Source organism: Bremerella cremea (genome assembly GCF_039541315.1).
In the GTDB taxonomy this organism is placed as follows: Bacteria; Planctomycetota; Planctomycetia; order Pirellulales; family Pirellulaceae; genus Bremerella; species Bremerella cremea.
Window position 1 is genome coordinate 1,200,760 of record NZ_BAABFZ010000005.1, and the last position, 25,796, is coordinate 1,226,555.

The window sequence follows — 25,796 nt, forward strand, 5'->3', positions numbered from 1 at the left end:
CTCTGAAAGGACACCATGGCCGAGCCCATCGCCTATTGGGAAGGAACCTGGAAACCGCATCGTGAATTAACCATTCCGCTAAACGACGCAGGCTTCCAGCTTGGCACGACCGTGGCCGAGCAACTACGAACCTTCAACGGCAAAATCTTTCGCCTGGACCAACATCTGGACCGGCTCTGGCGAAGTCTCGAAATCCTGGGCGTCCAATCGCCTGAGTCGCGTGAATCGCTGACGGACGTCGTTCATCAGATTATCGAGCACAACTTTCCGCTGCTGCCTGCCGGTGCCGATCTGGGTGTTTCGATCTTCGTCACGCCAGGCCCGCTAGAACAAGTCAGTCGTCCGCACAAGACGGGTCGCCTGGCCGTGCATACGCAGATGGTCGCCTTCAAGACCTTCGCCCACTTGTACGAAGCAGGGCAGCCACTGATCGTCCCGTCGACACGTCAAACACCGGTTGAATGCTGGCCTCGGGAATTGAAGGTGCGGTCGCGAGTCCATTACTATCTGGCCGATCTGGAAGCGAAACGCGAGGATCCAACCGCTCGGGCCGTACTGCTCGATATGGATGGCTACGTCATGGAGGCCACCACGGCGAACATCGCCAAGTACCATCCCAACACTGGACTGGAACTTCCACCCGCCGAACTGGTGCTGCCTGGCATTAGCATCGCAACGCTGACCGAACTGGCCAAGCGACTCGATATTCCGGTCACGCATCGGCAACTTACGCCCGAAGATTTTGCCACAGCGGACGAGGTGCTTCTGACCAGCACTTCACCCTGCGTGATTCCATGCAATACGTGGAACGGCAAGCCAATCAGCGTGGGCAAGCCTGGGCCGATCTTCAAGCAATTGATCGAGGCCTGGGAAGAAATGGTCGGGCTGAACGTTCGCGAGCAAGCGTTGCGATTCGCAACCTAGATATCGCGACGCATGTCGACCGTGAGCGGGATCTTCTTGTTGGCGTACCAGGTCTTCCAACCAGCTTCATTGAACTGGAAGTCGACTTGGTCACCCAAGATCTCTTTCAATGCGACCAGAACCGCTGCGTTGGTCAGATCCTGTTCGATGACCTGAGCCTTCGGCTGGCCGAACGACATGCCGCCGCCACCCTGGTTGCTGAATGCAGCGTTGGTACGCCCAGGGTCACCACCCTTGGTGACCTGAAACTTGTGCGTCGTGACCAGGGCATCCATCAGCGGCAAAACACTGGCCGGATGCTTGAGTCGGCCGAGAACGATCGCTGCTCGATTCACCTGCGTGTTATCCGAGCTCTTTAATTGCTTGATCAGAAACGAGACAGCGACTTGATTGTCGCGATTCTCGAGACCGATCGTGGCCAGGTCGCGAACGGTATCGTTCGGATCGTTCGCCGCCAGGTTGACCAGGGCCATCGTTGTCTGAGCCGTCTTGATGTTGGAAAGCCCTTCGACCACCAACTGCTTAATCGAAGCGTTGTCTTCGCCATCGAGGAGTTCGACGAGGGCGAGACCTGCGTAAGGATCTTTCACCGTTCGCAAACCGTTGGCGGCCTCTTGTGCCCGATCGCCACCACGCTTGAGCCACGACTTCCAGATCCGAACCTGTTTACGCCATTCGACCTGCTTGTCTTCGTTCGAGCTCTCTTGCTCCTTCATCTTGATGTCTTGCGGGAATCGCCAGCGACCGCCGTCGCGAACGTATCCCTGCTGACGCATCCAGTCTTCGCGGATGATCCACTTGTTCTGGAACCGCTCGTAGCCAAGGGCCTTGCGGGCCGCTTCGTTATCAGGGTCTTGCTTCAGGATTTCGTTGTAATGGAAGTCTCGCTTGTCCGGCAGGTTGTTCTCGTCGCACCAGCGAGCCATCTGAAACTGCCCTTCGATCGTGTCGGGCATGCGAGGCAAAAACTGCTCGTACTGTTTGAGCTGGGCCGAGAACGCCACCACATCACGCACCGTGGTCTTCCCCAGCACCAGCGTGCCAGAGTCGGTCTTCACTTCGTACGTCGTGCGAGGCGATTGATCCGGGTTGAGAAGTGTCCCTTCGATGGTCCCGCCGCTGGCCATATGGAAGATCTCGGCCTGGGCCACGGCGCAGCTTCCCCAGAAGAGGCTCGCCGCAGCGACCATCTGAAAGAAAGGCGAGTTGGCAGGGCGTCGAAACGTCACCAGCAAATTCCTGAAAGGGACCGTGGGTCCTGAAAACCTATCTCTAAGTATACGAACCAGTTACCTTCGGAACCAAGATTTGGTGGCAGAAATCGGAAAATGCGGGTTTTGCCGCTCGTTTGGCCCCAGTCTTAGTGGTAGCCAATGCAGCATAGTCAGCTAATCGTCTTCGATCTCGATATTTCCGAGGACGGTCCCCTCTTCCATATCGGCCGTTTGTCGTAGCAATTGCCCCGAGATTTCCCAGTAGACGTCCATGCTGGTGGGTGAGAGGTTCTCGACATCTTGCTCGCCACCCAGGAACAGTGGCACCTCGAAACCAATGCATTCGTCATGGGTAGGCGCTTCGCCTCCCGAAGCCAGCCACTCGTCGTAGAACGACTTTCCGAGAGCATCGTCCGCGAATTCGATGAATTCCCGGTTATGCAACTCAAGAAAGTTCGCCGGGATCTGGAAGATCTCACTCGAGCCTATTTCGAACAACAATATCTCGTATTGCCCCTCGGTTTTTCGGGATGCATCCAGTGCGAAGACACGCCCCTGCCAGTCGAAACCGAAGCACATAATGCGTTTCTGATAGCCAGGAAAGGCATGCGAAACGATATTGTTCCAGGTCGGAATCTCGGTCACCTTGAACAGTCGATAGATCCCTTTGCCGAATGAACCACCGGAACGGCTGGCGAAGAACTCAGTGATTCCGTGGGCCAGCGGTTCGATCTTTTCGAAAGCGGCGGTCGGGCAAGTGGATGGTGGGGGAAGCGGGTCGCGCGGAAAGGTACTGTCGAAGAGCATGGTGAGGCATCCTGAATAGTCGGACAGAATGCGGCGTGACACGAGATTCTCGAGCCGCCAATCTGCTTTTATCCTGCGCCTGCGGCCACCCAATAGCAATAGAATCCGTGGCCCATTTGGCGGATTCGCTCCGCCCGATGCCACTTAAGACGTTTGGGCCAGATCGTCCGATCGGAAGGCTTCGATGATCACTTGGGGTACCTTGGCCGGCATCCGCTTCTCGAGATCGACGAAGGCCCAGTTCGTCTGAGCGATCGCTACGACCTTCTGGTCGCTGCGTCGAACGATCTCGTACTTACGCACGCACGAAGCTCGGCGGAACGAATCGACCCAGGTCACAACTTCCAACTGATCATTCTCGAAGGCAGGAAAGCGATACTCGATCTGATGGGCACGAACGACCCAGCTGCAACCAAGCTCGCCATACTCTTTATGCCCCCAACCTTTTTCCAAAGAATGAGCCACCGCGGCATCCTGCATCCACTTCAAATAGACGAGGTTATTCACGTGCCCTTGGACGTCGATGTCGTCGGCAACGACTTCGATTGGATAGCGATGGATGTTGGTGAGCATGAGATTTGAACGCGATTAGGCTCCGGCGGTGATTCGCCGTGGAGTGTGTAAGTTTCGCACGTCAACGACATGCATGCCAGCGGCCTGGCCTGCTTCGATTCCCAACTGGGCATCTTCGTAAACGCAGCACTTTTCAGGGGCGACATTCAACCGGCGAGCCGCTTCCAGGAACACATCCGGAAACGGTTTGTGCCGCGTCGTATCTTCTGAAGAAACAAATGCCTGGAAGTAGTGCCGCAGTTCAAGCTGATCGATGATGCGATCCATCACCCATTTCATCGCGCCGGTGGCGACTGCCATCGGCACTTTGCCATGATTGGCTCGTAAGACTTCGATGACCGGTTCAATGGGTTCGACTTCCGAGAGCAGCTCGATGAAAGCGTCTTCTTTTTCATGGGCACATGCCAGCGGATCGATGACAACGCCCTGCTCTTCGGCCAGCATCGCGAAGATGCGTTCCGATGGCACCCCCCCGAGCGAGTAAAAGCGATCTTCCGACAATTCAAGCTTGTGTTTTTCGGCTGTTTGCCGCCAAGCCAAAAAATGCGCCGGCATGGTATCGGCCAAAGTGCCGTCCAGGTCGAAGATATACCCCGCGAACTCCATTGATCCCTCTCTTTAGGGTCCAGATTTGCTTACTGTCTGTTTCTGCCCATTGTAGATCGTCCCTCGTCGCAATGAAGGCCATTTGAGTTGACTCCCGGGTTTCCGCTTGGCGATAATGGGTTTTCCCTCCGCCTTGTGCAACGATCCTCCCCTCTCGCACCTTCTTAAGGGTACTGCTGAATGCGTCTGCCGATTTTCCTTTCTTTCTGTCTGACACTGCTTCTCGGGAACACTTTGTCGGCTGAGGACAACTGGCCCGAGTTTCGTGGTTCGGACGGGAACGGTACCAACCTTTCGGCGGAGGTGCCGACCGACCTGTCCGACTCCAGCAATATCGCCTGGAAAGTCGAACCACACGGCAAAGGTTGGTCGTCTCCCGTGATTTGGGGAGATCAGCTTTGGATCACCACTGCGACCGTCGATGGCAAGAAGCAGTATGCCCTTTGCTACGATCGCAACAGCGGCGAGACCATCCACGACTTGTTGCTGTTTGAAAACGAAAGCCCTGATGAAGCGCACGAAACCAACAGCTATGCCTCGTGCACCCCAGCGATCGAAGAAGGACGCGTCTACGTTCACTTCGGCAAGTATGGCACGGCCTGCCTCGATACCAAGACGGGCGAGAAGCTATGGGAACGCCGTGACTTTGAATGCAATCACCACCGGGGACCTGCCTCGAGCCCGGTCATTGACGACAAGCACGTTTACGTCGCCTACGATGGATTCGATTTGCAGTATGTCGTGGCTCTCGACAAGAAGACCGGCGAGACCGCCTGGAAGGTCGATCGCAATATCGACTACGGCACCGACAATGGCGACCGCAAGAAGGCGTACGGCACGGCGCTGCTGATCAACCATAAAGGACGCCGCCAGTTGATCTATCCGAGCGCCGTCGAAACGCAGGCATTCGATCCCGACACTGGCAAGATTTTGTGGACCGTGCGTCATGGTGGCATGAACGCGGCAATTCGCCCGGTCTATCGTCATGGCTTGGTCTACATCTTTGCCGGCGACGGCCAAGACAAGCTGGTCGCCGTCGATCCTTCTGGAAGCGGCGATGTCACACTGACGCATGTTAGCTGGCACGCAGGCAAAGGAATCCCGCTTCGCCCAGGCCCCGTTTTCGTCGACAACAAAATTTTCCTGCTAGAAGACAAGGGTGTCGTCTCGTGTCTTGATGCCAAGACTGGCGACACGCTGTGGGTGAAGAGAATCGGTGGAAACTATCGCGCTTCGCTCTTATGTGCCGGCGACAATCTGTATGCGTTCACCGACGATGGTCACGCCACTGTCTTCAAAGTTGCGGACGACTACGAAGAAGTAGGCCAGGCCGACTTTCCCTCGGGCTTTCAAGCCTCCGGTGCCGTGGTCGGCGATTCACTTTACCTCCGCAGCGTGAAAGGGTTGTACTGCTTCCGGAATCCGAAGTAGTCCCCTTTAGCCAGTCTCTCATCTCCTCGAACTTCTCTTCCCTAACAAGGCCCAGCCAACTATGAGCAAGGTCACCTGGTCGATTTGTGCCCTTACCTTGGCCACGTTCATTACGCTTCCTCTGCACGCGGCCGAGGAAGGAAAGAACAATGTCCAACAAACCCGATCGCAAAAGGTTCGTGGAGACCGGCAAAAGGTTCTCTCGGACGGCTATTGGATTTACAACGACTTCGAGAAAGGTTTGGCCGAATCGAAGAAGACCGGCAAGCCACTGCTGATTGTCTTGCGATGCATTCCGTGCGAAGAGTGCGTCAAGCTCGACGAAGAGATCATGGAGAAAGATCCTGAGCTTCGTCAGTTGATGGACCAATACGTTCGCGTTCGTATCGTTGGCACCAACGGCTTGGATTTGAACTTGTTCCAATACGACTACGATCAGTCATTCGCAGTCTTTTTGATGAATGCCGACAAAACGATCTATGGCCGCTTTGGCACGCGATCGCATCGCACCGATTGGACCAGCGACGTTTCAATCGATGGTTTCGAAAAAGCCCTCGCCACCGGGCTGGAGTGGCATGCGAACTACCCTGAAAACAAGGCGATGTTCGCTGCCAAGCAAGGTGGCAAGCCTCTCTTCGCGGCCCCGGAGAAGTCGCCGGCGCTGAAAGACAAATACACCTCGGCGCTCAACTACGAAGGGGACGTCGTCAAAAGCTGCATCCATTGCCACCAGATCGGGGACGCTCAGAAGTCGTTCTTCCGCGATCAAGGAAACGTCATTCCGGATCAGTATCTCTTCCCCTATCCACACCCGAAAGCAATTGGCCTGATTCTCGACCCGAGCGAAACCAATCTTGTGGAAGCCATCACGGCTGATTCGATCGCCGAAAAGGCAGGACTGAAACCAGGTGACCGCATTGCATCGCTCGACGGGCAACCGATTCTGTCAATCGCCGACGTCCAATGGGTGCTGCACCATGCGGAGTCCGCTGATGAAATCGACGTCGCTTATGTTCGGGGCTCCGAAAAAGGCGAGACGGTTCTTTCGCTGCCAGAAGGTTGGCGTCAGCAAGATGATTTAAGCTGGCGGGTCAGCTCGTGGCCGATGCGCCGCATGGTACTCGGCGGACTGGTTCTGGAAGAAGCCAATGCCGAGCAGCGTGCCCAAGTCGGCATCACCGACCCGAACCAGATGGCACTTCGCGTTCGTTTCATGGGTCGATACGGCGACCATGCATTGGCAATGAAAACAGGCTTCCAAGTCGATGACATCCTGATTGGATACGACGGTCACACCGACTTGATGCGAGAAACGGACCTCTTGGCGTATGCTGCTCAGAACTGCTTGCCAGGTGAAAAGGTCGAGATTGAATTCGTCCGTGGAGGGGCGAAGAAGAAGCTATCGCTGAAGATGCAAAAGTAGTCCGCGCATAAATCAGGCCCCGCAAAGTGTTTCACCTTGCGGGGCCCTCTCATGCATTTATCTTAGCTAGTCAGGCTTTGACTAGTTACCAGCTCCGACAGCAGCACCGATACCGGCACCGATCTGAGCACCCTGTCGACCGCCGATGGCACCACCGATACCGGCACCGATGCCAGCACCTCGGCGAACGTCTGGGTCAGCGAACGATCGATCGTACATGCGGTTACCACCGTTCATGTAGTAGCGACCGTTGTTGTCGAAGTAATACTGGCGACCGTTGTCGTAGTAGAAACGGGTACCGTCGGTATCGCGGTAGTAGTAACCGTTGGTATATGGCGAACCACGATAACCGGTGGTCGTACGTGGCTGGTAGTTGTCGTACCAACCGCCACCGTGACCGTAACCAGGACCGTTGTATCGGGTCCAGTTACCACTACGGTAGACCATCCAGTAGTTGTTCGGAGTCCAGTACCACCAGGCACCGTTATGGTTCTTGAAACGCCACTTGGCGTTACGATCCGAGTCACGACGACCGTCGCGGTCACGACCATCTCGATCGCGACCGTCACGGTCACGCATACGAGCATCGACGTCAGCGTTTAGGTTTGCGTTCGGACCGATGTTGGCATCGGCATCCAGATTGGCGTTCGGCCCGAGTTGGGCGTCAGCGTCAACACCGGTACGTCCTGCGGGCGTGTTCACATCCACATCGACGTCAGCTTGGGTCGGTGGCATTGGAGCATCGACGTCAGCGTTCGCTTTGATGTTCGAGTCGACATTAGCATCGACACCGGCATCTACTTTGGTGTCTTTAGGCAGATTGGCATCCACTTGCCCTTTCGCTTGGCCTTCGATCGAATCGGTCAGGCTTGGGGCAGGAGCATCACCTGGCGTTGGGGTCGAAGGAACTGCGGGAGCCGAGGCATCGGCCGCAGCATCTGCACCTGCTTGAGCACCACCGGTCACGGTGTTACCGGCAGCTTCGACAGCGCCGCTCGCTTGCGATCCAAGGTCGGCGCCCAGGTCTTGGGCATGCAGTGAACCTGCGAATGCCAAACCGGTGGCGGCGATCAAACCGAGCATCCAATTGCGGGGCGAAACGGTCATAGTATAGATCCTTTCTCGTAGGAGGGTACTTCCTGGTTCGTAGATGAGCGAGGGACTCCCTGCTTCATCTAGGATCGACAGTGCGTGATACGCGGTGCGATCTTGAACAACTTGTTGTTGGTGAACCTACGAGGCAAGGTGTGTGCCATTTCTATTCCAGATCTCCCCAAATCTTTCTTGACCAAGGTAGTGTCAGCCCGGAAAGGCCCTGTTTTTCCAGTAATTTGTCACGTGACATTTTTTCTGGAGCGTTTCGCCGAAACGACCGACAAGATTGCGCTGGTCAGGAAGCAATCAGGCTGGACTGGATCAATTCAGACCAAACAAAAAAAGAGCCGCCTGGTGCATCAGGCGGCTCTTTTCTATTTGACTACTAACGATTGGGTGGCTAATTGTTCAGCTTCTTCAGCTTGATGTTTTTCCAAGCCACATCGTAGGGACCTTGGTCCTTAGCGATCCCATGCACCTGCAGACCGATGAAGCCCTTCGAGTGCGTCTTGTAGATTGGTTCATCCGTCAGATCTTCGATCTGAACACCGTTGATGAAGGTCTGGATGCGAGGGCCCTTGGCGATCACTCGGTAGTGATTCCACTCGCCACTCTTAAAGTTCTTGTGCTTCTTCAGACGTTCTTCTGGAGTCAACCAACCACGACCGGTTGCTTCGCCATAGACGTAACCAGCTTCGGCTTCGCCTGCTTCGATTTCGACCTGAGGACCGTTGACGCGACCGTCGTTGGTGTTGCCCTTGGTCTGCGAACGGATCTGAACGCCCGAGTTCAAACGGTCGTGAACCTTCACATCGAACTCGAGTTCAAAGTCGCCGTACTCTTCATCGGTGCACAGGAACGAGTTCGGGCTACCGGTGTTGGTGGTGCCAACGATCGTACCATCTTTGACTTCGTACTTGGCGGTACCGTTCTTCTGGGTCCAGCCAGAAAGATCTTTGCCGTTGAACAGTTCGATCCAGCCTTCTTCGGCTTGGGCCGTGGTGACGAAGCCCAGCAACAGCATACCGATCGTGAGTGACAATTTTTGCATGGGTAGAAAAACTCCTAAGGTGAAAGAGTCGATGGGGTTTTGGAGAGGGTTTGTCATTATCCTTGGCTCGGTCGGCTGCTTCAACCAAAGCGAAAGGCAAAAGCGCACAAAATTGCCCCTTTTCGCATCGAAACACGAAAAGGGGCCGGGTTTAACCGCATTCCACGACTGTTAGATCGTGATTATTCGCTACAACAGGCCTCGGCCGCTTCGCAGCAAGGCAAACCAAGTTCGCAGCATGCCGAGAGACTTTCGTCGCAGCAATCGGCACCTTCGACACAACAAGCTTGGGGAGGCGAACAGCAACTCGACGGCGAAGCTGGCGATGAGGCTGTGACCGACATAGCTCCCAAACCGAGACCCAACGTTGCCAATGAACCGAGCAGAATTTTGGTGATCATAAAACGATATCCTTGTTTCGATTTAATTTTGAAATTGCGTACTAGGGCCGGCACCGCGCAGACCTTCCGCGCATGCTGACCAGAGATTTCAAAGAATGCCGAGAAAGAGCTCGGCTAACAGCGCCAGACGCAATTCAGAATGTGAACCGGAACCGGACCTATGAACGGCGACCGTTGATGCGGCGAGCGAACGCCGCCATTTATTGCCAAAGAGTGCTGTGGCTCGAACGATGCCATCCAGGAAATGGCCGGCAAATCCCACTGCACCACGGGAGAGCTGTTCGTCTTGGGTGTTACCGAACAGGCACAATGCGTCTGCGAAGGAAGTTGCCCAGGAATCGGACTTTCTACGGGTTCAGCGAGGCAACAGCTAGGATGATTGTTGCCAATCCGCTCGACAGCCATCGCACGGCAATGGGCAAAACACCACGTCGGCCCCGCTGCCAGAACGACAGCGATCGCGAGCAAGAGCGGCATTTTCAGATAGCGTGGCATGAACGAACCATTTCTCGAAGTAACGACGCCTAATTCTTCGAGTGTCCACCTTCAAAAGCAAGTCACTAACGAGCGTCGATCAGAACATTCGGAGTTGCGACTTTCCATTTTGTCCTGGGCCACGAAAACGTGTTGTATCGAGCTTCACATTCCGATGCTCCAGGCCGTACTTTTGCCGAAAGATCTGGAAGGTTTTCGCGATCGTCGTAGCGATGCTTCCTTCCCCGCGCATCCGACTTCCCCAGCGAGCATCGGTCAGTTCGCCACCGCGACATGCTTCAATACGGGAACGGACGCGGTGGGCATGCTCTGGCAGATGTTCGTCGAGCCAGGTCACGAAGATATCTTTGACGGAGTGTGGGAGACGCAGCAGCGTGTAGCCGGCACTGAGCGCACCATGGTCGGCAACCGCTTTTAGGATCGCCGGAATCTCGGCATCGTTCAGCCCGGGAATGATCGGGGCGACCATCACGTTGACCGGAATGCCTGCCTCGGTCAGTTGCTTCACCGCGTTCAGCCGCGCGGCAGGACTCGATGTTCGGGGCTCCATGACGCGGGTCAGCTTCTGATCGAGCGAAGTGATGCTGAGATTCACGCACACCAGACGATGCCCGGCCATCGCTTGCAGCAGATCGAGATCCCGCAGCACCATCGCGTTTTTGGTGATGAGGCCAATCGGCTGCCTCGCTTCCAAGGCAACCTCCAGGCAGCCTCGCGTCACCTCGAATTCTCGTTCGCCCGGCTGGTAACAATCGGTGACGCCCGACATGGCAATCACTTCGCACTTCCAAGACGGCTTCCGCAGAAACTCGCGAAAGAGCCGCGGAGCTTCCTGCTTGACCATGATCTTCGTCTCGAAGTCGAGGCCGCTGCTGAAGCCCAGATACTCGTGATACGGTCGGGCATAGCAATAACTACAGCCATGCGCACAGCCGCGATACGGATTCAGGCTGTATGTGAACGGTATGTCGGGACTGTCGTTCTTGGTGATCAGCGACTGGGTGGCATCGGCGAAATAGTCGGTCGACACCTTTCGATCCGCCAACGCGTCGGCATCGGTCGGATCAAGATGCTCCAGATCGTTGGCAACACTCAGCCGCTCGAATCGATTGGTGGGATTGTCACTTGTCCCGCGTCCCACTGCCTTACGAAGCGCATCCATGGCAAACCGTCAGCCGAAGAGGAAGAAACTCTCACAGCCAACAGTATACACACGTACACATACCTGCCAAGCCAAATCTAGCCGGCAAATGGCGTGGTCACTGCCCCGCTGACGCCAGGCTCGCATAGGAAAAGCCCGCCGGCGTTTGGAAACTTGGCCAGTTGTTCGTCGTCGAGTCCCTTGCGAGGCGTTGTAATATAGAGCTGGTCGAGCTTTTCGCCACCAAAGCAGCACGAGGTAACGTTCGGGCAGGGCATCTCGATCTTACCGATCAACTCGCCAGTGGCAGGGTTCCAGCGGCAAACGGAAGCTCCGCCCCACATCCCAGTCCATAGCATCCCCTCAGCATCGATGGTCATTCCATCTGGTTTGCCAATTCCCATCGACTCAGGAATGTCGACAATGGTTCGACGTTTGGAGATTGCCCCGGTTTCGATGTCGTAGTCGAACGCGTCGACTTTCCGAGTTGCCGTATCGATGTAGTAGAAAACGGTGTGATCGGGCGACCAGCAAAGGCCGTTGCTGTTTACCACGCCGGGGACGACTGTTTCGTAGTTGAACTGACTGTCGAACCGGTAGCAATTGGCATCGCCAGGGGTTCGTGTGTCGGAAATCGTCCCGGCAAATAGCCTTCCGCGCGGATCGCATTTGGCGTCGTTGAACCGGGTAGTGGCTCCATTGGACTCCGGATTCGCCACCTTCACGATCTCACCGGTGGCAGGATTCAGCCGCACGATCCCATCACGAGTACCGACAATAATGTCGCCGCTGGTCGAAGCGATCGCGAAGCTGCACTCCTTTTCGACGGTCCACGACTCGTTTTCGCTGGTCACAGGGTCAAAGCGATTCACCTTGCTATTCTCGATATCGACCCACAAGAGGGAGTGGTTGGCGGAATCCCAGGACGGTCCTTCCCCCAAAGTTGCCTGAATATCGAGTACGCACTTTGCCTGGTAAGTCTGCATTGGGCCAGCTATCCGTCGTTCAAGGGGTGTTGTGAGACTTTAGGAAGACCTTCTAAACTAGTTATTGGCTTGAACTTCAAGCATCACCGCCGATCGTAGGCCTCTTGGCTATGATCTGCAAGGATATCCCCCAGCCCCAGAGCCTTCCCCATGGCCGATAGCCAGTACTCTCAAGAACTTCGAGTCGCCATTCAGGCAGTTGTCGAAGCCAGCAAGATCTGCCGGCACATTCAATCGACGGAAGATTTCGCGGAACTTTCGAAGAATGACCGCAGTCCTGTGACCGTGGCCGACTTTGGCAGCCAGGCTGTGGTGTGCAAGGCAATTCATGAAGCCTTCCCGGAAGATCCAATGATCGCCGAAGAAGATTCGGCGGCGCTGCGTTTGCCCGATCAGATTTCAGTATTGAATCGGGTCGTCAAAGAAGTGGGGAAGGTTGTCCCAGACGCCACCCAAGAGCAGGTCCTTGGCTGGATCGATCAAGGGATCTCCCGCGACCCGGCCCCCCGGACTTGGACGCTCGATCCGATCGATGGCACGAAAGGCTTCCTTCGCAAGGAACAGTACGCGATCGCCCTGGCCCTGCTGGTCGACGGTCAGGTGAAAGTGGCAGCTTTGGCTTGCCCGAACCTGGGGACGATCGAAAGCGATGAGGTGGGCTTCCTCTTCACCGCGATCCGTGGCGAAGGGGCTTACGTTTCTCCACTTTCCGATCCGAACGATCGGACGCGCATCTCGACCTCCAGTTCCATCTTCACGCGAGACGCTCGCTTCTGCGAATCGGTGGAATCGGGTCATAGCGATCACAGCTGGTCTTCCGAGATCGCTCATTCGCTGGGGATAACCCGCGATTCGGTCCGCCTCGACAGCCAGGCCAAATATGCCGTGGTGGCTCGTGGCGAAGCCGAGATCTATCTGCGTTTGCCCACCAAGCCGGGCTACGTCGAGAAGATCTGGGATCACGCCGCAGGTAGTCTGGTGATTGAAGAAGCAGGTGGCACGGTGACTGATGTACATGGCCACCCACTCGACTTTTCGCGGGGTGCGTTGCTTTCCGAGAACCAGGGAATCATCGCAACCAACGGCCCTTTGCACGAAGCTGTCGTGACCGCCGTGAAGAAGTGTAACGAAAACGGCTAGATCAGCCGGATCGACTTCGGTTCGAAGCTAAGTTCTACAGAAACCGTGTCCTGCTCTACATGGACACGGTAAGTGCGGGCATTAAAGCGATCGATGTCCGCATCCAGGTATTTGCCATCGGTCAGGCGAAATCGCCAGTGATGGACCGGACAGGCAACCGCTCCATCGCAGACGTTGCCCTTGGCAAGATTCGCTCCGGCATGAGGGCACATCGCGTCGATGGCGAAGATTCCCTCGTCGGCCTTAAAGAGGCCGATCCACGCTTCGTCGACGATCACCAGCTTTCCGCCATGTTCTGGCAGGTCGGAAAGCTTCGCCAAGGGAACGAATCGCGACACGGCTGCCGACGCCTTAAGCCGTGACGAGCGACTTCAAACGCTCGTGGGCTTCCAGAAGAAGCTGCTCGGTTTCTTCCCAACCGATACAAGCATCGGTGATTGAAACGCCGTATTCCAACTGACTGATGTCTTCGGTCAGCTTCTGATTGCCTGGCTTGATGTTGCTTTCCAGCATCATACCTGCGATCGCTCGGCAGCCTTCGGTACGCTGTTCCAAGACGTCACGCCATGCAACCGCCTGACGAGTATGATCTTTCAGCGAATTGCCATGGCTGCAGTCGACCAGCAAGCGAGGCTGCTGATTTCGCTTTTCCAACTGAGCAATCGCGTCGGCAACCTTCTCGCGCGAGTAGTTCGGGCCTGAGCGGCCACCACGCAGAATCAAGTGCCCCCAAGGATTCCCCTTCGAGTGGATCACACAGGTGGCGCCTTCGCCGTCGATGCCCAGGAAACTGTGCGGAGCGTTCGAGGACGTCATTGCATCCAAGGCAATCTGCAGATCGCCATCGGTACCATTCTTGAAACCGATCGGCATCGACAGGCCACTGGCCATCTGGCGATGGGTCGGCGACTCAGTCGTTCGGGCACCGATCGAAGCGAGTGAGATCAGGTCGGCAATGTATTGTGGCGTGACAGGTTCCAGAGCTTCGGTTGCCGCAGGGACCCCCGCTTCTGCCAGGTGCACCAACAGTTTACGAGCGAGGCGGTAGCCTTCCGCGATGTCGAAGGTATCGTCGAGGTGAGGATCGTTGATCAAACCCTTCCAGCCGACGGTCGTGCGAGGCTTCTCGAAGTAGACACGCATCACGACCAGCATCGTTTCCGATACCTGATCGGAAAGCTTCTTCAATCGCGTCGCGTATTCGATTGCCATATCGACGTTATGGATCGAGCAAGGGCCGACCACCGCGATCATGCGATCTTCTTCGCCAGCGAGAATCTTTTGGATGTGCTGACGTGTCTCGAATACGAAGTCCTGGGCAGCTTCCGAACTAGGAAACTCTTGCTTGATCTCGCTGGGTGGGGCCAGCTTTTCGATCCGATGAACGTTGATATTGTCGGTCTGGTGCATGATCCTGCCTACAATGGCCGCCTTATCGATCGGGGGAAACCCCTATCATGTCTAAAGGCCTGCAATTCTCCTAGGCGGCTGCCCACACAGAGGGGCAAATTTGTGGGCTCGAGGTAGGATTTTGTCGATTTCAATCGAACTTTTATGGTTCCGATGGCAATTCAGGCTTGCTTGGACGAGCTGGGGCTTTCTGTAAATCCTCCAGAAGCTTTTCCGATTTCACCTCGAAAACACCGCGAGAATTGTTCGGCAACTTGGCGTAAACACCGACCTCGGTCAGGATATGGTCGTCCGGGCTGAACGGAATCCCACCCTTACGGGCGAAGTTTCGCAGGGCGACGGTCAGTTCTTTGCCTGGCTCCAAGGCCGTTTTGTTGTAGAAGTGGAACGCGTCGTTGAGCGAAATGCCGATATTTCGCAGCGGCTCATCCGATTCGTTCGTCAAAATGAGGGCCGGCTGGTCGTCCGCGACGTTTTTAATCAGCAGAGAAACCTGCAATCCATTCTCTGCTTTGGCAGGCAGCGAAACCCACAAAAAGATCAGCATGGCGATCGGCAAGAGGACGATGACGGCCAGAAATATCGTCAGACCGAATCGCGAAAGGTGTAAAACGTTGGGATCTTGAGCGTTTTCGTCCATCAATTAACCTGTCCTGAGGCAGTGTCGATCGCTTGCACTGCCATATTCTTTGCCTTCAGCGTAGGGAATGGCTACCCGCTTTATGCCGCAATCCTCCCATTTTGATAACGGGCCCCATCTGCTGGAAGGGCGGAAGGCTCGATTAACGATCAATACTGCGTGGCTGATCAAGCTTCGCTGGGTTGCCGCGTTCGGGCAATGGATCACGATCGCATTCGTGATGTTCCTGCTCGGTTTCCAGATTCGTTGGCAACCGCTGGCCACCATCATCTTCCTGACCGCCAGTAGCAATCTGGTGCTGAGTTACTTGTTCGAGTCGCTCCGGTCGCGCGAACTCAAGAGCCTGACCGCCTGGGAAACACTACTTTTCGGCGTGATGCTGATGGATATTGGCTTTCTCACGGCGATGCTCTACTTCACCGGTGGCATCTCGAATCCATTTGCCGTCTTCTACCTCGTGAACCTCGCCTTGGCAGCGATCGTACTGACGCCCCCCAACACGGGTATTCTGGCCATTGTCACCGTGGGATGTATTGGACTGTTGCTGCTGGCCGGCTATCCGCTCCGCTTTTTAGGTGAATGGCAGATCGAAAATCTGGTGACCAGTGGCATTCCGGTCCATATTCTGTTGGCCGGGTCTTCGATGGCCTTGGTGACCTGTGCGATGGTGGTCGTTTATTTCACGACGAAGCTGAACGTCGAACTTCAACGCAAAGAAGCAAGCCTTCGTTTAAACGAGATAAAACAAGCCCGAAGCGAGAAACTAGAGGCCTTAGGTACCCTTGCTGCCGGCGCGGCCCATGAGCTCTCGACTCCTTTGGCCACAATCGCTGTGGTCGCGAAGGAAGTTCAGCGCGAACTGGAACAAGGAGACTTGCCGGCGGAGATCAAAGAAGACATCTCCTTGATTCGTAGCGAACTCGATCGCTGCCGCACGATTTTGGACCAGATGTCGACCGATGCCGGCCAGGCGACGGGGGAGCCAATCGTCTTGCTTTCGGCCCAAACGCTGGTCGATGAAGTCGTTCAGAGAATCGAAGTGCAGCATCGACATCGCGTGAAAATCGAGGGAGATATCCCCGCCGTGGAAATTCACGCACCGCTCCATCTTCTGGCTCAAGCGATCCGCGGCCTGATTAAGAACGGGCTCGATGCGACGCCCATATCGGAATCGGTCGACCTGCTTTTAGGAACGACCTCACATCATCTGGTGCTAACCGTCCGTGACCATGGCACCGGCATGCCGCCGCACGTTCTTGCTCGCATTGGCGAGCCTTTCTTCACGACGAAGGAGCCCGGCTCTGGCACAGGTTTAGGCGTGTTCCTGGCGAAGAATGTGGTGGAGAAACTGAATGGGGAAGTCCGCATCCAATCGACCGCGGACATAGGGACAACCGTCGAAGTGCTGATCCCTCGCGCTGCCTCGAAAAATAAAACAAATTCTCCAAAGAACTCTCGCAGTGACACGTAGGCATCGTTTCCGGTATTCCCTATAGTTAACCATCTGTCTGACCGCGTCATGACTTAGTCAGGTCTCTACCCAGCTACGCAATCCGGATTCGGCGGAACAATGTCCCGACCTACAATCCTCCTCGTCGATGACGACGACATCTTGCGAAATCGCCTGACCCGGGCGTTCACGTCCCGCGGTTACGATGTCTACTCGGCGAAGACGAAACAAGATGCCGTAGCTCAAGCGGAAGAGGCACAGCCTGAACGGGCCGTCCTAGATCTCAAATTGCCAGAGACTTCTGGCATTGAGATCTTGAAAGACCTTCTCAAGGTTTCCCCCCTTACGCAGACCGTAATTTTGACCGGATACGGCAGTATTACCAACGCGGTAGAAGCGGTACGCCTGGGGGCGATTAATTACTTGACGAAACCGGCTGATGCAGACGAGATTTTGGCGGCCTTTGAAAATAAAGGGCCTGCAGACCCCCAAACAGAGACCAAGGCTTACTGCCCGCAATCGCTCGCCGAAGCGGAGTGGGAGCACATCCATCGCGTCCTAAATGATTGCGGTGGAAACCTTTCCGAAGCAGCACGTTTGCTGGATATCCCTCGCCGGACCCTGCAACGCAAGCTGAAGAAACTTGCACCTTAAGGTGGACATCCACGACACCCCCCATCCTAGTGCGACCTATTGTCACGTCGTGTTCACCCACCGATTATTTTACGATTCACACGCTGATAGCTACGAGGGAGATGCCTTTGCAAGGCAATCACTTATCGCTGGCGAAATTGCACTTAACGACCACACGCTCCCTTCGGAGCATTGTCGAAGCCCACGCTTCGAGCTGCTTCAAGACGAGCCCTTTTCCGTCGAAGCGTCTCCCCGCTGAGGCCATTAACGACTGAGAAAGTCATGGACCGCTTTCTATTTCCCAAATGGGTAAATAAGTTCGTTCCACTCGCAATTGGTGTTGCCCTTGTGGGTGCCGCCTATGGTGGAACGGTTCTATTCGTGACCTCCTCGCCCGAGATTCTCAATCGCGGCTACCGTCCCGAGCAACCAGTTCCATTCAGCCACAAGCTGCATGCTGGTCGTTTGAAGATGGACTGTCGTTATTGTCATAACACGGTCGAGAAATCGAGCCATGCGGCTGTTCCTCCGACGGCAACTTGTGGTAACTGCCACAGTGGTGCCGACGCTTCGGGAGCCACGCCATACGCATCGGTTCGTGCTACTAGTGTCGCGTTGGCTCCGGTTCGCGAAAGCCTCGCCACAGGCGAGTCGATCGACTGGACTCGAGTCCATAATCTGCCGGACTTCGTTTTCTTCAACCATAGTGCTCACGTCACGCGTGGCGTCTCTTGCGTCGAATGCCATGGCCGCGTCGACAAGATGGACGTTGTCCAGGTCGTCGAGCCAATTTCGATGTCGTGGTGTCTTGAATGTCACCGCAACCCGGACTCGAGCATTCGGCCCGTAGACGAGGTCACCAACCTCGAATGGGGAACCGATATGAGCGAGGAAGAAAAGCGAGTTCTCGGCAAGCAACTAAGCGAAGAGTTGAACATCCATCCATCGACCAACTGCTCGACATGTCATCGATAAAGCCACAAAACGATAAACCGAAATACTGGCGTAGCCTCGATCAGCTCGAGGGAACCCCTGAGTTCGAGCAGTTCCTGAAACGCGAATTTCCGGAAGCTGTCGAAGAAGCTCCAACGGGTCTTCCTCGCCGCCGCTGGATGCAGCTGATGGGTGCTTCGCTCGCTCTGGCCACCGGTGCCGCTGGCTGCCGTTACCCAGAAGAAGAAGTGGTCGGCTTCCGTTACCCGGAAGAAGAGATCGCTCCTTTCTCGCGACGCCCAGAAGGCCGAATCCCTGGCAAGCCAGAGAAGTTCGCCACCACGCTAACCGTTGCCGGCCAAGTTTGTCCGGTGGTCGCTACCAGCTACGATGGTCGCCCGATCAAGATCGATGGCAACCAGATGCACTCGCTGGTCTTCGGTGCCGATACCTACGCCCAGGCAATGCTGCTGCCGCTTTACGATCCCGATCGTAGCCAGCACCCAGTCTTCCGCGATGGCCAAGACCTTTCCCGCAACTGGGATGAGTTCACCGTCTGGTGGAAGGAAGAATCGAAGAAGCTGGAAGGTGGCAACTCCTCGAAGCTGGCGATTCTGCACGAGACCAACAGCTCGCCTAGCGTCCTCGCTCAGATGAACGAAGTCGCTCGCAAGTTCCCACAAGCCAAGTGGTACAGCTACGACTCGATCTCCGGTAACACGACGGCTGGCACCGAAATGGCTTTCGGTAAGAAGCTGCGTCCTCTGTTGAACCTGGAATCGGCGGATATCATCGTCGACATCAGCTCCGATTTGCTCGGAAGCCACGCCACGCAAGGCAAGAACAACAGCGAGTTCGCCAAGCGTCGCACGCCTGAAAATGGCCCGATGAATCGCTTGTACGTTGTTGAAAGCCGTTTCTCGCCAACCGGTACTTCGGCCGACCATCGCCTGGCGGTTGCGGCTTCGCAAATGGCCAGCTTCGTCGCTGAACTGGAAGCGAAGATCGACGCTGCCCTGGAAGCGGGCGAAACCAAGGAAGCTCCGACCGAGAAGGTCGACATCCTGGTAACCGCCATGGTCAACGACCTGATCACGCACAAAGGCAAGAGCGTCGTCGTTGGTGGCGAAACGCTGGATGTTGAAACCCAGGTCCGTATCTGGCGAATCAACAATAAGCTCGAAAATCTTGGCAAGACCGTCACGTTCGTCGAAGAGCCACAACTGGCCCGCGACAACGCTGGCAGCATTCAAGACCTGGTTGCGGAACTGAACACCGGCAACGTGCATACGTTGATCGTTCTGGGCGGCAACCCAATCTATGATGCTCCGGTTGATACCGACTTCGCCGCCGCGTTCGACAAGACGCGTGCCCAGATCTTCTTCGGCGAATACGAAAACGAAACCTCCAAGCTGTCGACCTGGCATCTGCCAGCTTCGCACGGCCTGGAACAGTGGGGCGACGCCATCGCTTACGATGGTTCCTACTGCGTGACTCAGCCTTTGCTGGACCCGATCTTCAAGTCGAAAGACCCGATCCAGTTCCTCAGCATCCTGGCTGGCACTCCGATCACAGAAACTCTGGAAGCGGTCAAGCAAACCGTCGCTACAACGTTCACCAGTTCTGCCTCGGAAGCGGGTTGGATGAAGGTTCTGCACGACGGGTTCATTGCGGACTCAGCTGCCGAGGCTGTGTCGGTCTCGATCTCCGATAGCCTCAACCTGGGCGACGTTTCGACGACCGCCTGGCGTGGCGGTCTCGAGAACGCCTTCGAGTTGATCTTCCACCCAGGCAGTGCCACCTACGATGGTCGCTATGCGAACAACGGTTGGTTGCAGGAACTGCCAGAACCGATCACCAAGGTAACTTGGGACAACGTCGTTACCCTCAGCCCGAAGACTGCCAAGGAAATTGGCGTCGGTCAGGGCGAGTTCCTGGCGATCACCGCCAACGGCAAGACGATCGAAGTTCCTGCTTACATTCAGCCAGGTCAGGCACACGGCACGTTGGCCGTCGGTCTTGGCTACGGCCGCAAGATGGCTGGCCACGTCGGTGGTTTTGAAGAGAACGGTGTCGACCCAGTCGGTGTTGACGTCGGTCCTCTGCGAACCTCGCAGACCATGCTGCTGGCCACCGAAGTCGAGGCCAAGGGGACCGGCAAGCAGTTCACGCTGGCCACCACCCAGGATCACTTCGCCATCGACCTGCTGGGCATGCGTGAAATCGGTCGCCGGGTTGGCGAACTGGTTCGCGAAGGCACGCTGGAAGAATACGAAACGCACCCAGACTTCGCGAAGCACGTCGTCCATCACCCACCACTGACCAGCCTCTGGGAAGATCAGGAATGGATGAAGGAATCGTACGACGGCCATGCGTGGGGGATGTCGATCGACTTGAGCAAGTGCACCGGCTGCAACGCGTGCACCATCGCTTGCCAATCGGAAAACAACGTTCCGATCGTCGGTAAGGAAGCGGTCTCGGTTGGTCGTGAAATGCATTGGATTCGTGTCGACCGCTACTTCAGTGGCGACATGGAAGATCCCAAGGCCGTGACCCAACCGGTTACTTGCCAGCAGTGTGAAACGGCTCCATGTGAAAGCGTTTGCCCCGTTGCTGCCACCGTGCATACCAACGAAGGTTTGAACGACATGGTTTACAACCGTTGTATCGGTACGCGTTACTGTGGTAACAACTGCCCCTACAAGGTTCGTCGCTTCAACTACCTGGACTGGCGTGCCAGCGACGATCGCTTTGATGCCGCAAACAAAGAGCTGGCCAAGCTGATCTTCAACCCGGAAGTCACCGTTCGTAACCGCGGCGTGATGGAAAAGTGCACCTACTGCGTGCAGCGAATCCAGAACACCAAGATCGAAGCTCGTGCCGAGCGTCGTGCGATTGGTGCGAACGAAATCAAGGTTGCCTGCCAGGAAGCTTGCTCTTCGCAAGCAATCGAGTTCGGCGACTTGAACAATCCAGAAAGCAACGTCGCCAAGGCCCACGCCAACCAGCGTGCCTATGCGATGCTGGCCGAACTGAACACCAAGCCACGTACCCGTTACCTGGCTCGTATCACCAATCCGCATCCGTGGCTGGCCCCGGAAGTGCCGGATCATGGGCATCATGGTCCCGGCGAAGAAGGTCATGGCGAACATGGCGATGATCATTCGCACGATCATGCCGAGGGCGAACACGCCGAGCACAAAGAAGAAGCGAAAGAAGAGAAGCCCTAAACCTTCCCTTCTGCGTTAACCTCCCAGCAAGCAATCAGCCTAAGTTCATATTCAAGAGTACGAATGGCCACCGTAAACGAAGTCATAGACACCACGATCGACGATCCGGGCAACCGGACTCCCCTCGTGATTGGCGGGCACGACTACGGCTCGATTACCAAGTTGGTTTGCCGGATCAACGAAGACAAGACTCCGTTTGCGTGGTACGTCGCATTCGCGGCTTCGCTGACCGTGCTCGGCTTCTTTTTCTCGCTGATCGGTTACCTGATTTTCACCGGTGTGGGCGTCTGGGGTAATAACAATCCCGTTTACTGGGGCTTCCCGATCGTGAACTTCGTGTTCTGGGTCGGTATCGGTCACGCGGGAACCCTGATTTCCGCCATTCTGTTTATCTTCCGCCAAAACTGGCGAACGAGTATCAACCGTTTCGCGGAAGCCATGACGATCTTCGCCGTGTGCTGTGCTGGTATCTTCCCAGGTATCCACATCGGCCGCGTCTGGGTTTTCTATTGGTTGTTCCCGCTACCTAGCTTGCAGCTTTCGATGTGGCCAAACTTCCGCAGCCCGCTGCTGTGGGACGTGTTCGCCGTTTCGACGTATGCCACCGTGTCGTTGATCTTCTGGTACACCGGTATGATTCCCGACCTGGCAACGCTGCGTGATCGTACCACCAACCCAATCCTGCGAATCGTCTACTCGATTCTCTCGCTCGGTTGGACGGGTTCGGCTCGAAGCTGGTCGCGTTATGAAAAGGCTTACACGCTGTTCGCCGCTTTGGCTGCTCCACTCGTGCTCTCGGTGCATACGATCGTGAGTTTCGACTTCGCCGTTTCGCAGCTGCCTGGTTGGCACACTACGATCTTCCCACCTTACTTCGTCGCTGGTGCTGTGTTCAGCGGTTTCGGTATGGTGCTGACTTTGATGGTTCCGGCTCGCCAGTTGTTCGGTCTGAAAGACGTCGTGACGCTGCGTCACCTCGAGAACGTCTGTAAGATTTTGCTCGCGACCGGTTCGATGGTGGGCTATGCCTACGCGATGGAGTTCTTCATCGCCTGGTACGGCGGTAACATGTACGAACAATTTGCGTTCATTAACCGTGCCTTCGGACCTTACTGGTGGGCGTACTGGATCATGGTGTCCTGCAACGTGATCAGCCCGCAGTTGTTCTGGTTCAGAAAGTGCCGCACGACTCCTTGGTTGATGTTCGTGATCAGTATCTTCGTCAACATCGGCATGTGGTTCGAGCGATTCGTGATTACGGTCACGTCGTTGGCTCGCGACTTCCTGCCGTCCTCGTGGGGCATGTTCAATCCAACCTGGGTTGACTATGGCATGCTGTTCGGCAGCTTCGGCTTGTTCTTCACGCTGTTTTTGATCTTCATTCGCTTCGGCCCCATCGTGGCCATGGCAGAAGTCAAATCGGTGATGCCACATCCGCACTCGCCGGTTCATGACGATCACCACGCAGCCGTTGAACACTCCTAATTAACCTTTCCCACTGGATCACCAGCAGGGCCTAAGATAGATGGCACAAGACCCGAACAATCCGGACCAAAAGCTGATTGGGCTGATGGCACAATTCGACGACCCCGACTCGTTGTTGGCGGCGTGCGAAAAAGTGCGGAAGGCAGGTTACACCAATACCGACGCCTACACCCCATTCCCGCTCCATGGAATCGACGATGCCCTGGGCATCAAGCCAACCATCCTCCCATGGATTGTGCTTGCTCTCGGTTTGATGGGTGGTAGTGCTGGTCTGGCACTGCAGTACATCACGAACGTGGAGTTCTACCCGTTCATCATTTCGGCGAAGCCGCTGTTCAGCTTGCCAGCGAACATTCCGGTGATCTTCGAACTGACGATTTTGCACGCTGCCATCGCCGTGTTCCTCGGCATGCTGCTGCTCAACCGGATGCCAACCTTCTCGAACCCACTGTTCCGGGTTCCTGAATTTGCCCGAGCCACCGACGACAAGTTCTTCTTGACCGTGGGTGTCGCCGACGAAAAGTTCAAGCCAAAGAAGACCCGCGAGCTGTTCGACAGCTTCATCGGTCAGACGGCCGTGATTGAAGTCTTCGACGATCCATCGAGCAACGAGATCCCTAAGGTCTTCAAGTTTGTTGGAATCGGCGTTTCGGTCCTGGCTTTGATTCCACCACTGTTGTTATGGCGAGCCTACAACGACACCGCGACCGTTCCGCGTATCAATCCGATTCGCGATATGGACGTTCAGCTTCGTGGTGACACGCAAACCGTTAGCCATGTCTTCGCCGATGGTCGTACGATGCGTCCTCGGATCGCGGGTACGGTTGCTCGTGGCGAATATGTCGATCCGATCTTGCTGACCGGTATCGTTCCAGAAATGGATCAGCAAAACGTTGCCTTCCTGCAGGAAGAAGAGCCTCCGAAGGAAGAAGGCGAGAAGCCAGCAGAAGAAGCCAACGCAGAGGAAGACAAACCTGCCGAAGAGCCAGCGGCTGAAGAAAAGCCAATGGAAGAGAAGCCTGCCGAGGATAAGCCCACTGAAGAAGCGGCCGCCCCAGCTCAGCCGGAAGAACCAGAACCAAATTGGGTCAAGATCGCACCGATCGAAATCAACATGGCAACGCTCGAGCGTGGTCGCAATCGCTACAACATCTACTGCTCGGTCTGCCACGGCCTGGCAGGCGACGGCGACGGTTTGGTTTCTCAGCGTGCTCTGCAGCGGCAGGAGCCAACGTGGGTTCCACCAACCAACTTGCACACCGACTACCTGCTGACGCAGCCTGACGGAAAGATCTACAACACCATCACGAACGGTATCCGCAAGATGAAGGGATACGCCGATCAGATTCCAACGGAAGATCGTTGGGCGATCGTGACGTACGTCCGAGCTCTGCAGAAGACGCGGACCGGGACACCAGCCGAGATTCCGGCTGTCGAGATGAAAGAATTGGAAATTAAGGGTCAGTAAGCAACATGGGCGGTCATCACAAACCCACAATCACGGTGACGGACGACGAATCGATCCGCATCAGCCCGGCTTGGCAGTCGTTGCGTGTCCTCGGACTGTTCGGCGGCGCCGGACTGCTGATCGTGGCGTGGTTGATCGGGAAGTTCTCCGACAGTTCGTCGTACTTCTACTTCTCGTACCTCACCAGCTTCGTTTACTTCCTCAGCATTTCGCTGGGTGCCTTGTTCTTCGTGCCGATCCACCACCTGACTCGCGCAGGCTGGAGTGTGGTCGTCCGTCGAATTTGCGAACTGATCACGCAAAACCTCATTCCGATGGCTGCGTTGTTCCTTATCATCCTGCTGCCTGTCGTGTTCGGCAGTCACTCGCTGTTTGAGTGGAACAATCCAGAACTGTGGAACAAGGATTCCTCCCACTACGATCAATTGATTGCCCACAAGTCGCCTTACCTGAACCCAACGTTCTTCGCGATTCGTGCAATCATCTACTTCAGTGCCTGGATCTGCATTGCCCGCTACTTCTTCTTGAACTCGCTGGCCCAAGATTCCAACGGCGACAAAGCGATCACGCTGAAGATGCAGAAGTGGAGTTCGCTGGCCGTTGTCACGTTCGCCCTGACGGTCACGTTCGCCTCGTTCGACTGGCTGATGTCGCTCGATCCTCACTGGTTCAGCACGATTTTCGGCGTCTACTTCTTCGCCGGTTGTGCCCTGAGCTTCTTCGCTTTCCTGACGCTGACGGTATTCCTGTTGCAGCAGAGTGGCAAGCTGGAAGGCATCATCACCAAGGAACATTACCACGACTTGGGTAAGTACACCTTCGGGTTCACCCTCTTCTGGGCCTACATCGCTTTCAGTCAGTTCCTGCTGATCTGGTACGCGAACATTCCGGAAGAAACCGGCTGGTACCTTCGTCGTCAGGAAAATGGTTGGGCCTACGTCGCCATCGCCCTGATCTTCGGTCACTTCTTCATCCCATTTTTCGGGGTCATGTCCCGCCACATCCGCCGCAACAAGTATGCGTTGGTTTGCTGGGCCTTGTTGATCCTGGTCATGCACTACGTCGACCTCTACTACATCGTGATGCCGCAGGTTGCCCATGGCACCGCCGCTCCGAGTTTTGGTCTGATCGACGTGTGCTGCATCGTCGGTATTGGCGGTGTTTATATTAGCTTCCTGATTTGGTTTGCCACCGATAAGCCGCTGGTTCCGCTGAAGGATCCACGCCTGCAAGAATCGTTGGCCCTTCAGAATCATTAAT

The 25,796-nt window shown here is 55.8% G+C and carries 23 protein-coding genes; 11 read left to right on the forward strand and 12 right to left on the reverse strand.

Going from position 1 to position 25,796, the window contains the following annotated elements:
* The first annotated feature begins 15 nt into the window (after window positions 1-15).
* Window positions 16-924 (forward strand): aminotransferase class IV, encoded by a 909-nt coding sequence (locus ABD890_RS21775; RefSeq protein ID WP_345094530.1) that lies wholly within the window; start codon window positions 16-18, stop codon window positions 922-924.
* Here the strand turns inward: ABD890_RS21775 and ABD890_RS21780 are convergent.
* The 4 genes from ABD890_RS21780 to ABD890_RS21795 form a co-directional block, all read right to left on the reverse strand.
* Complete coding sequence (locus ABD890_RS21780) at window positions 921-2,153, reverse strand: HEAT repeat domain-containing protein (protein ID WP_345094532.1); 1,233 nt, start codon at window positions 2,151-2,153, stop codon at window positions 921-923. The genes ABD890_RS21775 and ABD890_RS21780 overlap by 4 nt on opposite strands.
* Before the next feature lie 159 nt (window positions 2,154-2,312).
* A complete protein-coding gene (locus ABD890_RS21785) occupies window positions 2,313-2,945 on the reverse strand; it encodes a T6SS immunity protein Tdi1 domain-containing protein (RefSeq protein ID WP_345094534.1) in 633 nt (210 codons plus the stop codon).
* A 144-nt stretch (window positions 2,946-3,089) separates the two neighbouring features.
* Window positions 3,090-3,518 (reverse strand): acyl-CoA thioesterase, encoded by a 429-nt coding sequence (locus ABD890_RS21790; RefSeq protein ID WP_345094536.1) that lies wholly within the window; start codon window positions 3,516-3,518, stop codon window positions 3,090-3,092.
* 15 nt (window positions 3,519-3,533) lie between these two features.
* Window positions 3,534-4,124 carry an HAD family hydrolase gene (locus tag ABD890_RS21795; RefSeq protein WP_345094538.1) on the reverse strand — a complete coding sequence of 197 codons (591 nt, stop codon included), beginning with the start codon at window positions 4,122-4,124 and terminating at the stop codon, window positions 3,534-3,536.
* 180 nt (window positions 4,125-4,304) lie between these two features.
* Here ABD890_RS21795 and ABD890_RS21800 point away from each other — a divergent pair, with 180 nt between their 5' ends.
* Window positions 4,305-5,555: a PQQ-binding-like beta-propeller repeat protein gene (locus ABD890_RS21800; protein ID WP_345094540.1), complete on the forward strand. Its 1,251-nt coding sequence runs from the start codon at window positions 4,305-4,307 to the stop codon at window positions 5,553-5,555.
* A gap of 61 nt (window positions 5,556-5,616) precedes the next feature.
* Complete coding sequence (locus ABD890_RS21805; RefSeq protein ID WP_345094542.1) at window positions 5,617-6,978, forward strand: Trx7/PDZ domain-containing (seleno)protein; 1,362 nt, start codon at window positions 5,617-5,619, stop codon at window positions 6,976-6,978.
* An 81-nt stretch (window positions 6,979-7,059) separates the two neighbouring features.
* Here the strand turns inward: ABD890_RS21805 and ABD890_RS21810 are convergent, their stop codons facing one another.
* From ABD890_RS21810 to ABD890_RS21830, 5 genes are all read right to left on the reverse strand, one after another.
* Entirely contained in the window at window positions 7,060-8,085 is a 1,026-nt protein-coding gene (locus ABD890_RS21810) for a hypothetical protein (RefSeq protein ID WP_345094544.1), read from the reverse strand.
* Window positions 8,086-8,473: 388 nt separating this feature from the next.
* On the reverse strand, window positions 8,474-9,124 hold the full coding sequence (locus tag ABD890_RS21815; protein ID WP_345094546.1) for a 3-keto-disaccharide hydrolase: 651 nt from the start codon (window positions 9,122-9,124) through the stop codon (window positions 8,474-8,476).
* Window positions 9,125-9,306: 182 nt separating this feature from the next.
* Entirely contained in the window at window positions 9,307-9,525 is a 219-nt protein-coding gene (locus ABD890_RS21820) for a hypothetical protein (RefSeq protein WP_345094548.1), read from the reverse strand.
* A gap of 574 nt (window positions 9,526-10,099) precedes the next feature.
* A complete protein-coding gene (locus ABD890_RS21825) occupies window positions 10,100-11,182 on the reverse strand; it encodes a PA0069 family radical SAM protein (RefSeq protein WP_345094549.1) in 1,083 nt (360 codons plus the stop codon).
* A gap of 77 nt (window positions 11,183-11,259) precedes the next feature.
* The gene (locus ABD890_RS21830; RefSeq protein ID WP_345094551.1) at window positions 11,260-12,147 is read right to left on the reverse strand and encodes an SMP-30/gluconolactonase/LRE family protein; all 888 of its coding nucleotides are present in this window, start codon (window positions 12,145-12,147) and stop codon (window positions 11,260-11,262) included.
* A gap of 150 nt (window positions 12,148-12,297) precedes the next feature.
* On the opposite strand from ABD890_RS21830, the gene ABD890_RS21835 reads away from it, so the two are divergent.
* Complete coding sequence (locus ABD890_RS21835) at window positions 12,298-13,287, forward strand: 3'(2'),5'-bisphosphate nucleotidase (RefSeq protein WP_345094553.1); 990 nt, start codon at window positions 12,298-12,300, stop codon at window positions 13,285-13,287.
* On the opposite strand, the gene ABD890_RS21840 is transcribed toward ABD890_RS21835, so the two are convergent.
* From ABD890_RS21840 to ABD890_RS21850, 3 genes are all read right to left on the reverse strand, one after another.
* Window positions 13,284-13,625 (reverse strand): Rieske (2Fe-2S) protein, encoded by a 342-nt coding sequence (locus ABD890_RS21840; protein ID WP_345094554.1) that lies wholly within the window; start codon window positions 13,623-13,625, stop codon window positions 13,284-13,286. The two genes, ABD890_RS21835 and ABD890_RS21840, sit on opposite strands and share 4 nt — an antisense overlap.
* A 13-nt stretch (window positions 13,626-13,638) precedes the next feature.
* Entirely contained in the window at window positions 13,639-14,697 is a 1,059-nt protein-coding gene (locus ABD890_RS21845) for a 3-deoxy-7-phosphoheptulonate synthase (RefSeq protein WP_345094556.1), read from the reverse strand.
* 142 nt (window positions 14,698-14,839) lie between these two features.
* Window positions 14,840-15,337, reverse strand: coding sequence for a hypothetical protein (locus ABD890_RS21850; RefSeq protein WP_345094558.1), 498 nt, complete (start codon window positions 15,335-15,337; stop codon window positions 14,840-14,842).
* 82 nt (window positions 15,338-15,419) lie between these two features.
* Here ABD890_RS21850 and ABD890_RS21855 point away from each other — a divergent pair, with 82 nt between their 5' ends.
* The 7 genes from ABD890_RS21855 to ABD890_RS21885 all read left to right on the forward strand — a co-directional run bounded on the left by ABD890_RS21855 (window position 15,420) and on the right by ABD890_RS21885 (window position 25,795).
* A complete protein-coding gene (locus ABD890_RS21855) occupies window positions 15,420-16,808 on the forward strand; it encodes an ATP-binding protein (protein ID WP_345094560.1) in 1,389 nt (462 codons plus the stop codon).
* Between the two features lie 99 nt (window positions 16,809-16,907).
* A complete protein-coding gene (locus ABD890_RS21860; protein ID WP_345094561.1) occupies window positions 16,908-17,441 on the forward strand; it encodes a response regulator transcription factor in 534 nt (177 codons plus the stop codon).
* Window positions 17,442-17,702: 261 nt separating this feature from the next.
* On the forward strand, window positions 17,703-18,395 hold the full coding sequence (locus ABD890_RS21865; protein ID WP_345094563.1) for a cytochrome c3 family protein: 693 nt from the start codon (window positions 17,703-17,705) through the stop codon (window positions 18,393-18,395).
* A complete protein-coding gene (locus ABD890_RS21870) occupies window positions 18,383-21,583 on the forward strand; it encodes a TAT-variant-translocated molybdopterin oxidoreductase (RefSeq protein ID WP_345094564.1) in 3,201 nt (1,066 codons plus the stop codon). Before ABD890_RS21865 ends, ABD890_RS21870 begins: the two co-directional genes overlap by 13 nt.
* A gap of 63 nt (window positions 21,584-21,646) precedes the next feature.
* A complete protein-coding gene (nrfD, locus tag ABD890_RS21875) occupies window positions 21,647-23,068 on the forward strand; it encodes an NrfD/PsrC family molybdoenzyme membrane anchor subunit (RefSeq protein WP_345094566.1) in 1,422 nt (473 codons plus the stop codon).
* A gap of 40 nt (window positions 23,069-23,108) precedes the next feature.
* Window positions 23,109-24,536: a quinol:electron acceptor oxidoreductase subunit ActD gene (locus ABD890_RS21880; protein WP_345094568.1), complete on the forward strand. Its 1,428-nt coding sequence runs from the start codon at window positions 23,109-23,111 to the stop codon at window positions 24,534-24,536.
* A gap of 5 nt (window positions 24,537-24,541) precedes the next feature.
* Complete coding sequence (locus ABD890_RS21885; RefSeq protein ID WP_345094570.1) at window positions 24,542-25,795, forward strand: quinol:cytochrome C oxidoreductase; 1,254 nt, start codon at window positions 24,542-24,544, stop codon at window positions 25,793-25,795.
* Window position 25,796 lies beyond the last annotated feature (1 nt).

What these genes read in the sequence shown, in the direction of transcription:
- ABD890_RS21810 (WP_345094544.1), bottom strand. Translation starts at nt 8,085, where the DNA reads ATGACCGTTTCGCCCCGCAATTGGATGCTCGGTTTGATCGCCGCCACC.
- ABD890_RS21825 (WP_345094549.1), bottom strand. Translation starts at nt 11,182, where the DNA reads ATGGATGCGCTTCGTAAGGCAGTGGGACGCGGGACAAGTGACAATCCC.
- ABD890_RS21790 (WP_345094536.1), bottom strand. Translation starts at nt 3,518, where the DNA reads ATGCTCACCAACATCCATCGCTATCCAATCGAAGTCGTTGCCGACGAC.
- ABD890_RS21775 (WP_345094530.1), top strand. Translation starts at nt 16, where the DNA reads ATGGCCGAGCCCATCGCCTATTGGGAAGGAACCTGGAAACCGCATCGT.
- ABD890_RS21795 (WP_345094538.1), bottom strand. Translation starts at nt 4,124, where the DNA reads ATGGAGTTCGCGGGGTATATCTTCGACCTGGACGGCACTTTGGCCGAT.
- nrfD (WP_345094566.1), top strand. Translation starts at nt 21,647, where the DNA reads ATGGCCACCGTAAACGAAGTCATAGACACCACGATCGACGATCCGGGC.
- ABD890_RS21850 (WP_345094558.1), bottom strand. Translation starts at nt 15,337, where the DNA reads ATGGACGAAAACGCTCAAGATCCCAACGTTTTACACCTTTCGCGATTC.
- ABD890_RS21880 (WP_345094568.1), top strand. Translation starts at nt 23,109, where the DNA reads ATGGCACAAGACCCGAACAATCCGGACCAAAAGCTGATTGGGCTGATG.
- ABD890_RS21805 (WP_345094542.1), top strand. Translation starts at nt 5,617, where the DNA reads ATGAGCAAGGTCACCTGGTCGATTTGTGCCCTTACCTTGGCCACGTTC.
- ABD890_RS21870 (WP_345094564.1), top strand. Translation starts at nt 18,383, where the DNA reads ATGTCATCGATAAAGCCACAAAACGATAAACCGAAATACTGGCGTAGC.
- ABD890_RS21800 (WP_345094540.1), top strand. Translation starts at nt 4,305, where the DNA reads ATGCGTCTGCCGATTTTCCTTTCTTTCTGTCTGACACTGCTTCTCGGG.
- ABD890_RS21860 (WP_345094561.1), top strand. Translation starts at nt 16,908, where the DNA reads ATGTCCCGACCTACAATCCTCCTCGTCGATGACGACGACATCTTGCGA.
- ABD890_RS21820 (WP_345094548.1), bottom strand. Translation starts at nt 9,525, where the DNA reads ATGATCACCAAAATTCTGCTCGGTTCATTGGCAACGTTGGGTCTCGGT.
- ABD890_RS21865 (WP_345094563.1), top strand. Translation starts at nt 17,703, where the DNA reads ATGGACCGCTTTCTATTTCCCAAATGGGTAAATAAGTTCGTTCCACTC.
- ABD890_RS21785 (WP_345094534.1), bottom strand. Translation starts at nt 2,945, where the DNA reads ATGCTCTTCGACAGTACCTTTCCGCGCGACCCGCTTCCCCCACCATCC.
- ABD890_RS21885 (WP_345094570.1), top strand. Translation starts at nt 24,542, where the DNA reads ATGGGCGGTCATCACAAACCCACAATCACGGTGACGGACGACGAATCG.
- ABD890_RS21830 (WP_345094551.1), bottom strand. Translation starts at nt 12,147, where the DNA reads ATGCAGACTTACCAGGCAAAGTGCGTACTCGATATTCAGGCAACTTTG.
- ABD890_RS21815 (WP_345094546.1), bottom strand. Translation starts at nt 9,124, where the DNA reads ATGCAAAAATTGTCACTCACGATCGGTATGCTGTTGCTGGGCTTCGTC.
- ABD890_RS21855 (WP_345094560.1), top strand. Translation starts at nt 15,420, where the DNA reads ATGCCGCAATCCTCCCATTTTGATAACGGGCCCCATCTGCTGGAAGGG.
- ABD890_RS21835 (WP_345094553.1), top strand. Translation starts at nt 12,298, where the DNA reads ATGGCCGATAGCCAGTACTCTCAAGAACTTCGAGTCGCCATTCAGGCA.
- ABD890_RS21845 (WP_345094556.1), bottom strand. Translation starts at nt 14,697, where the DNA reads ATGCACCAGACCGACAATATCAACGTTCATCGGATCGAAAAGCTGGCC.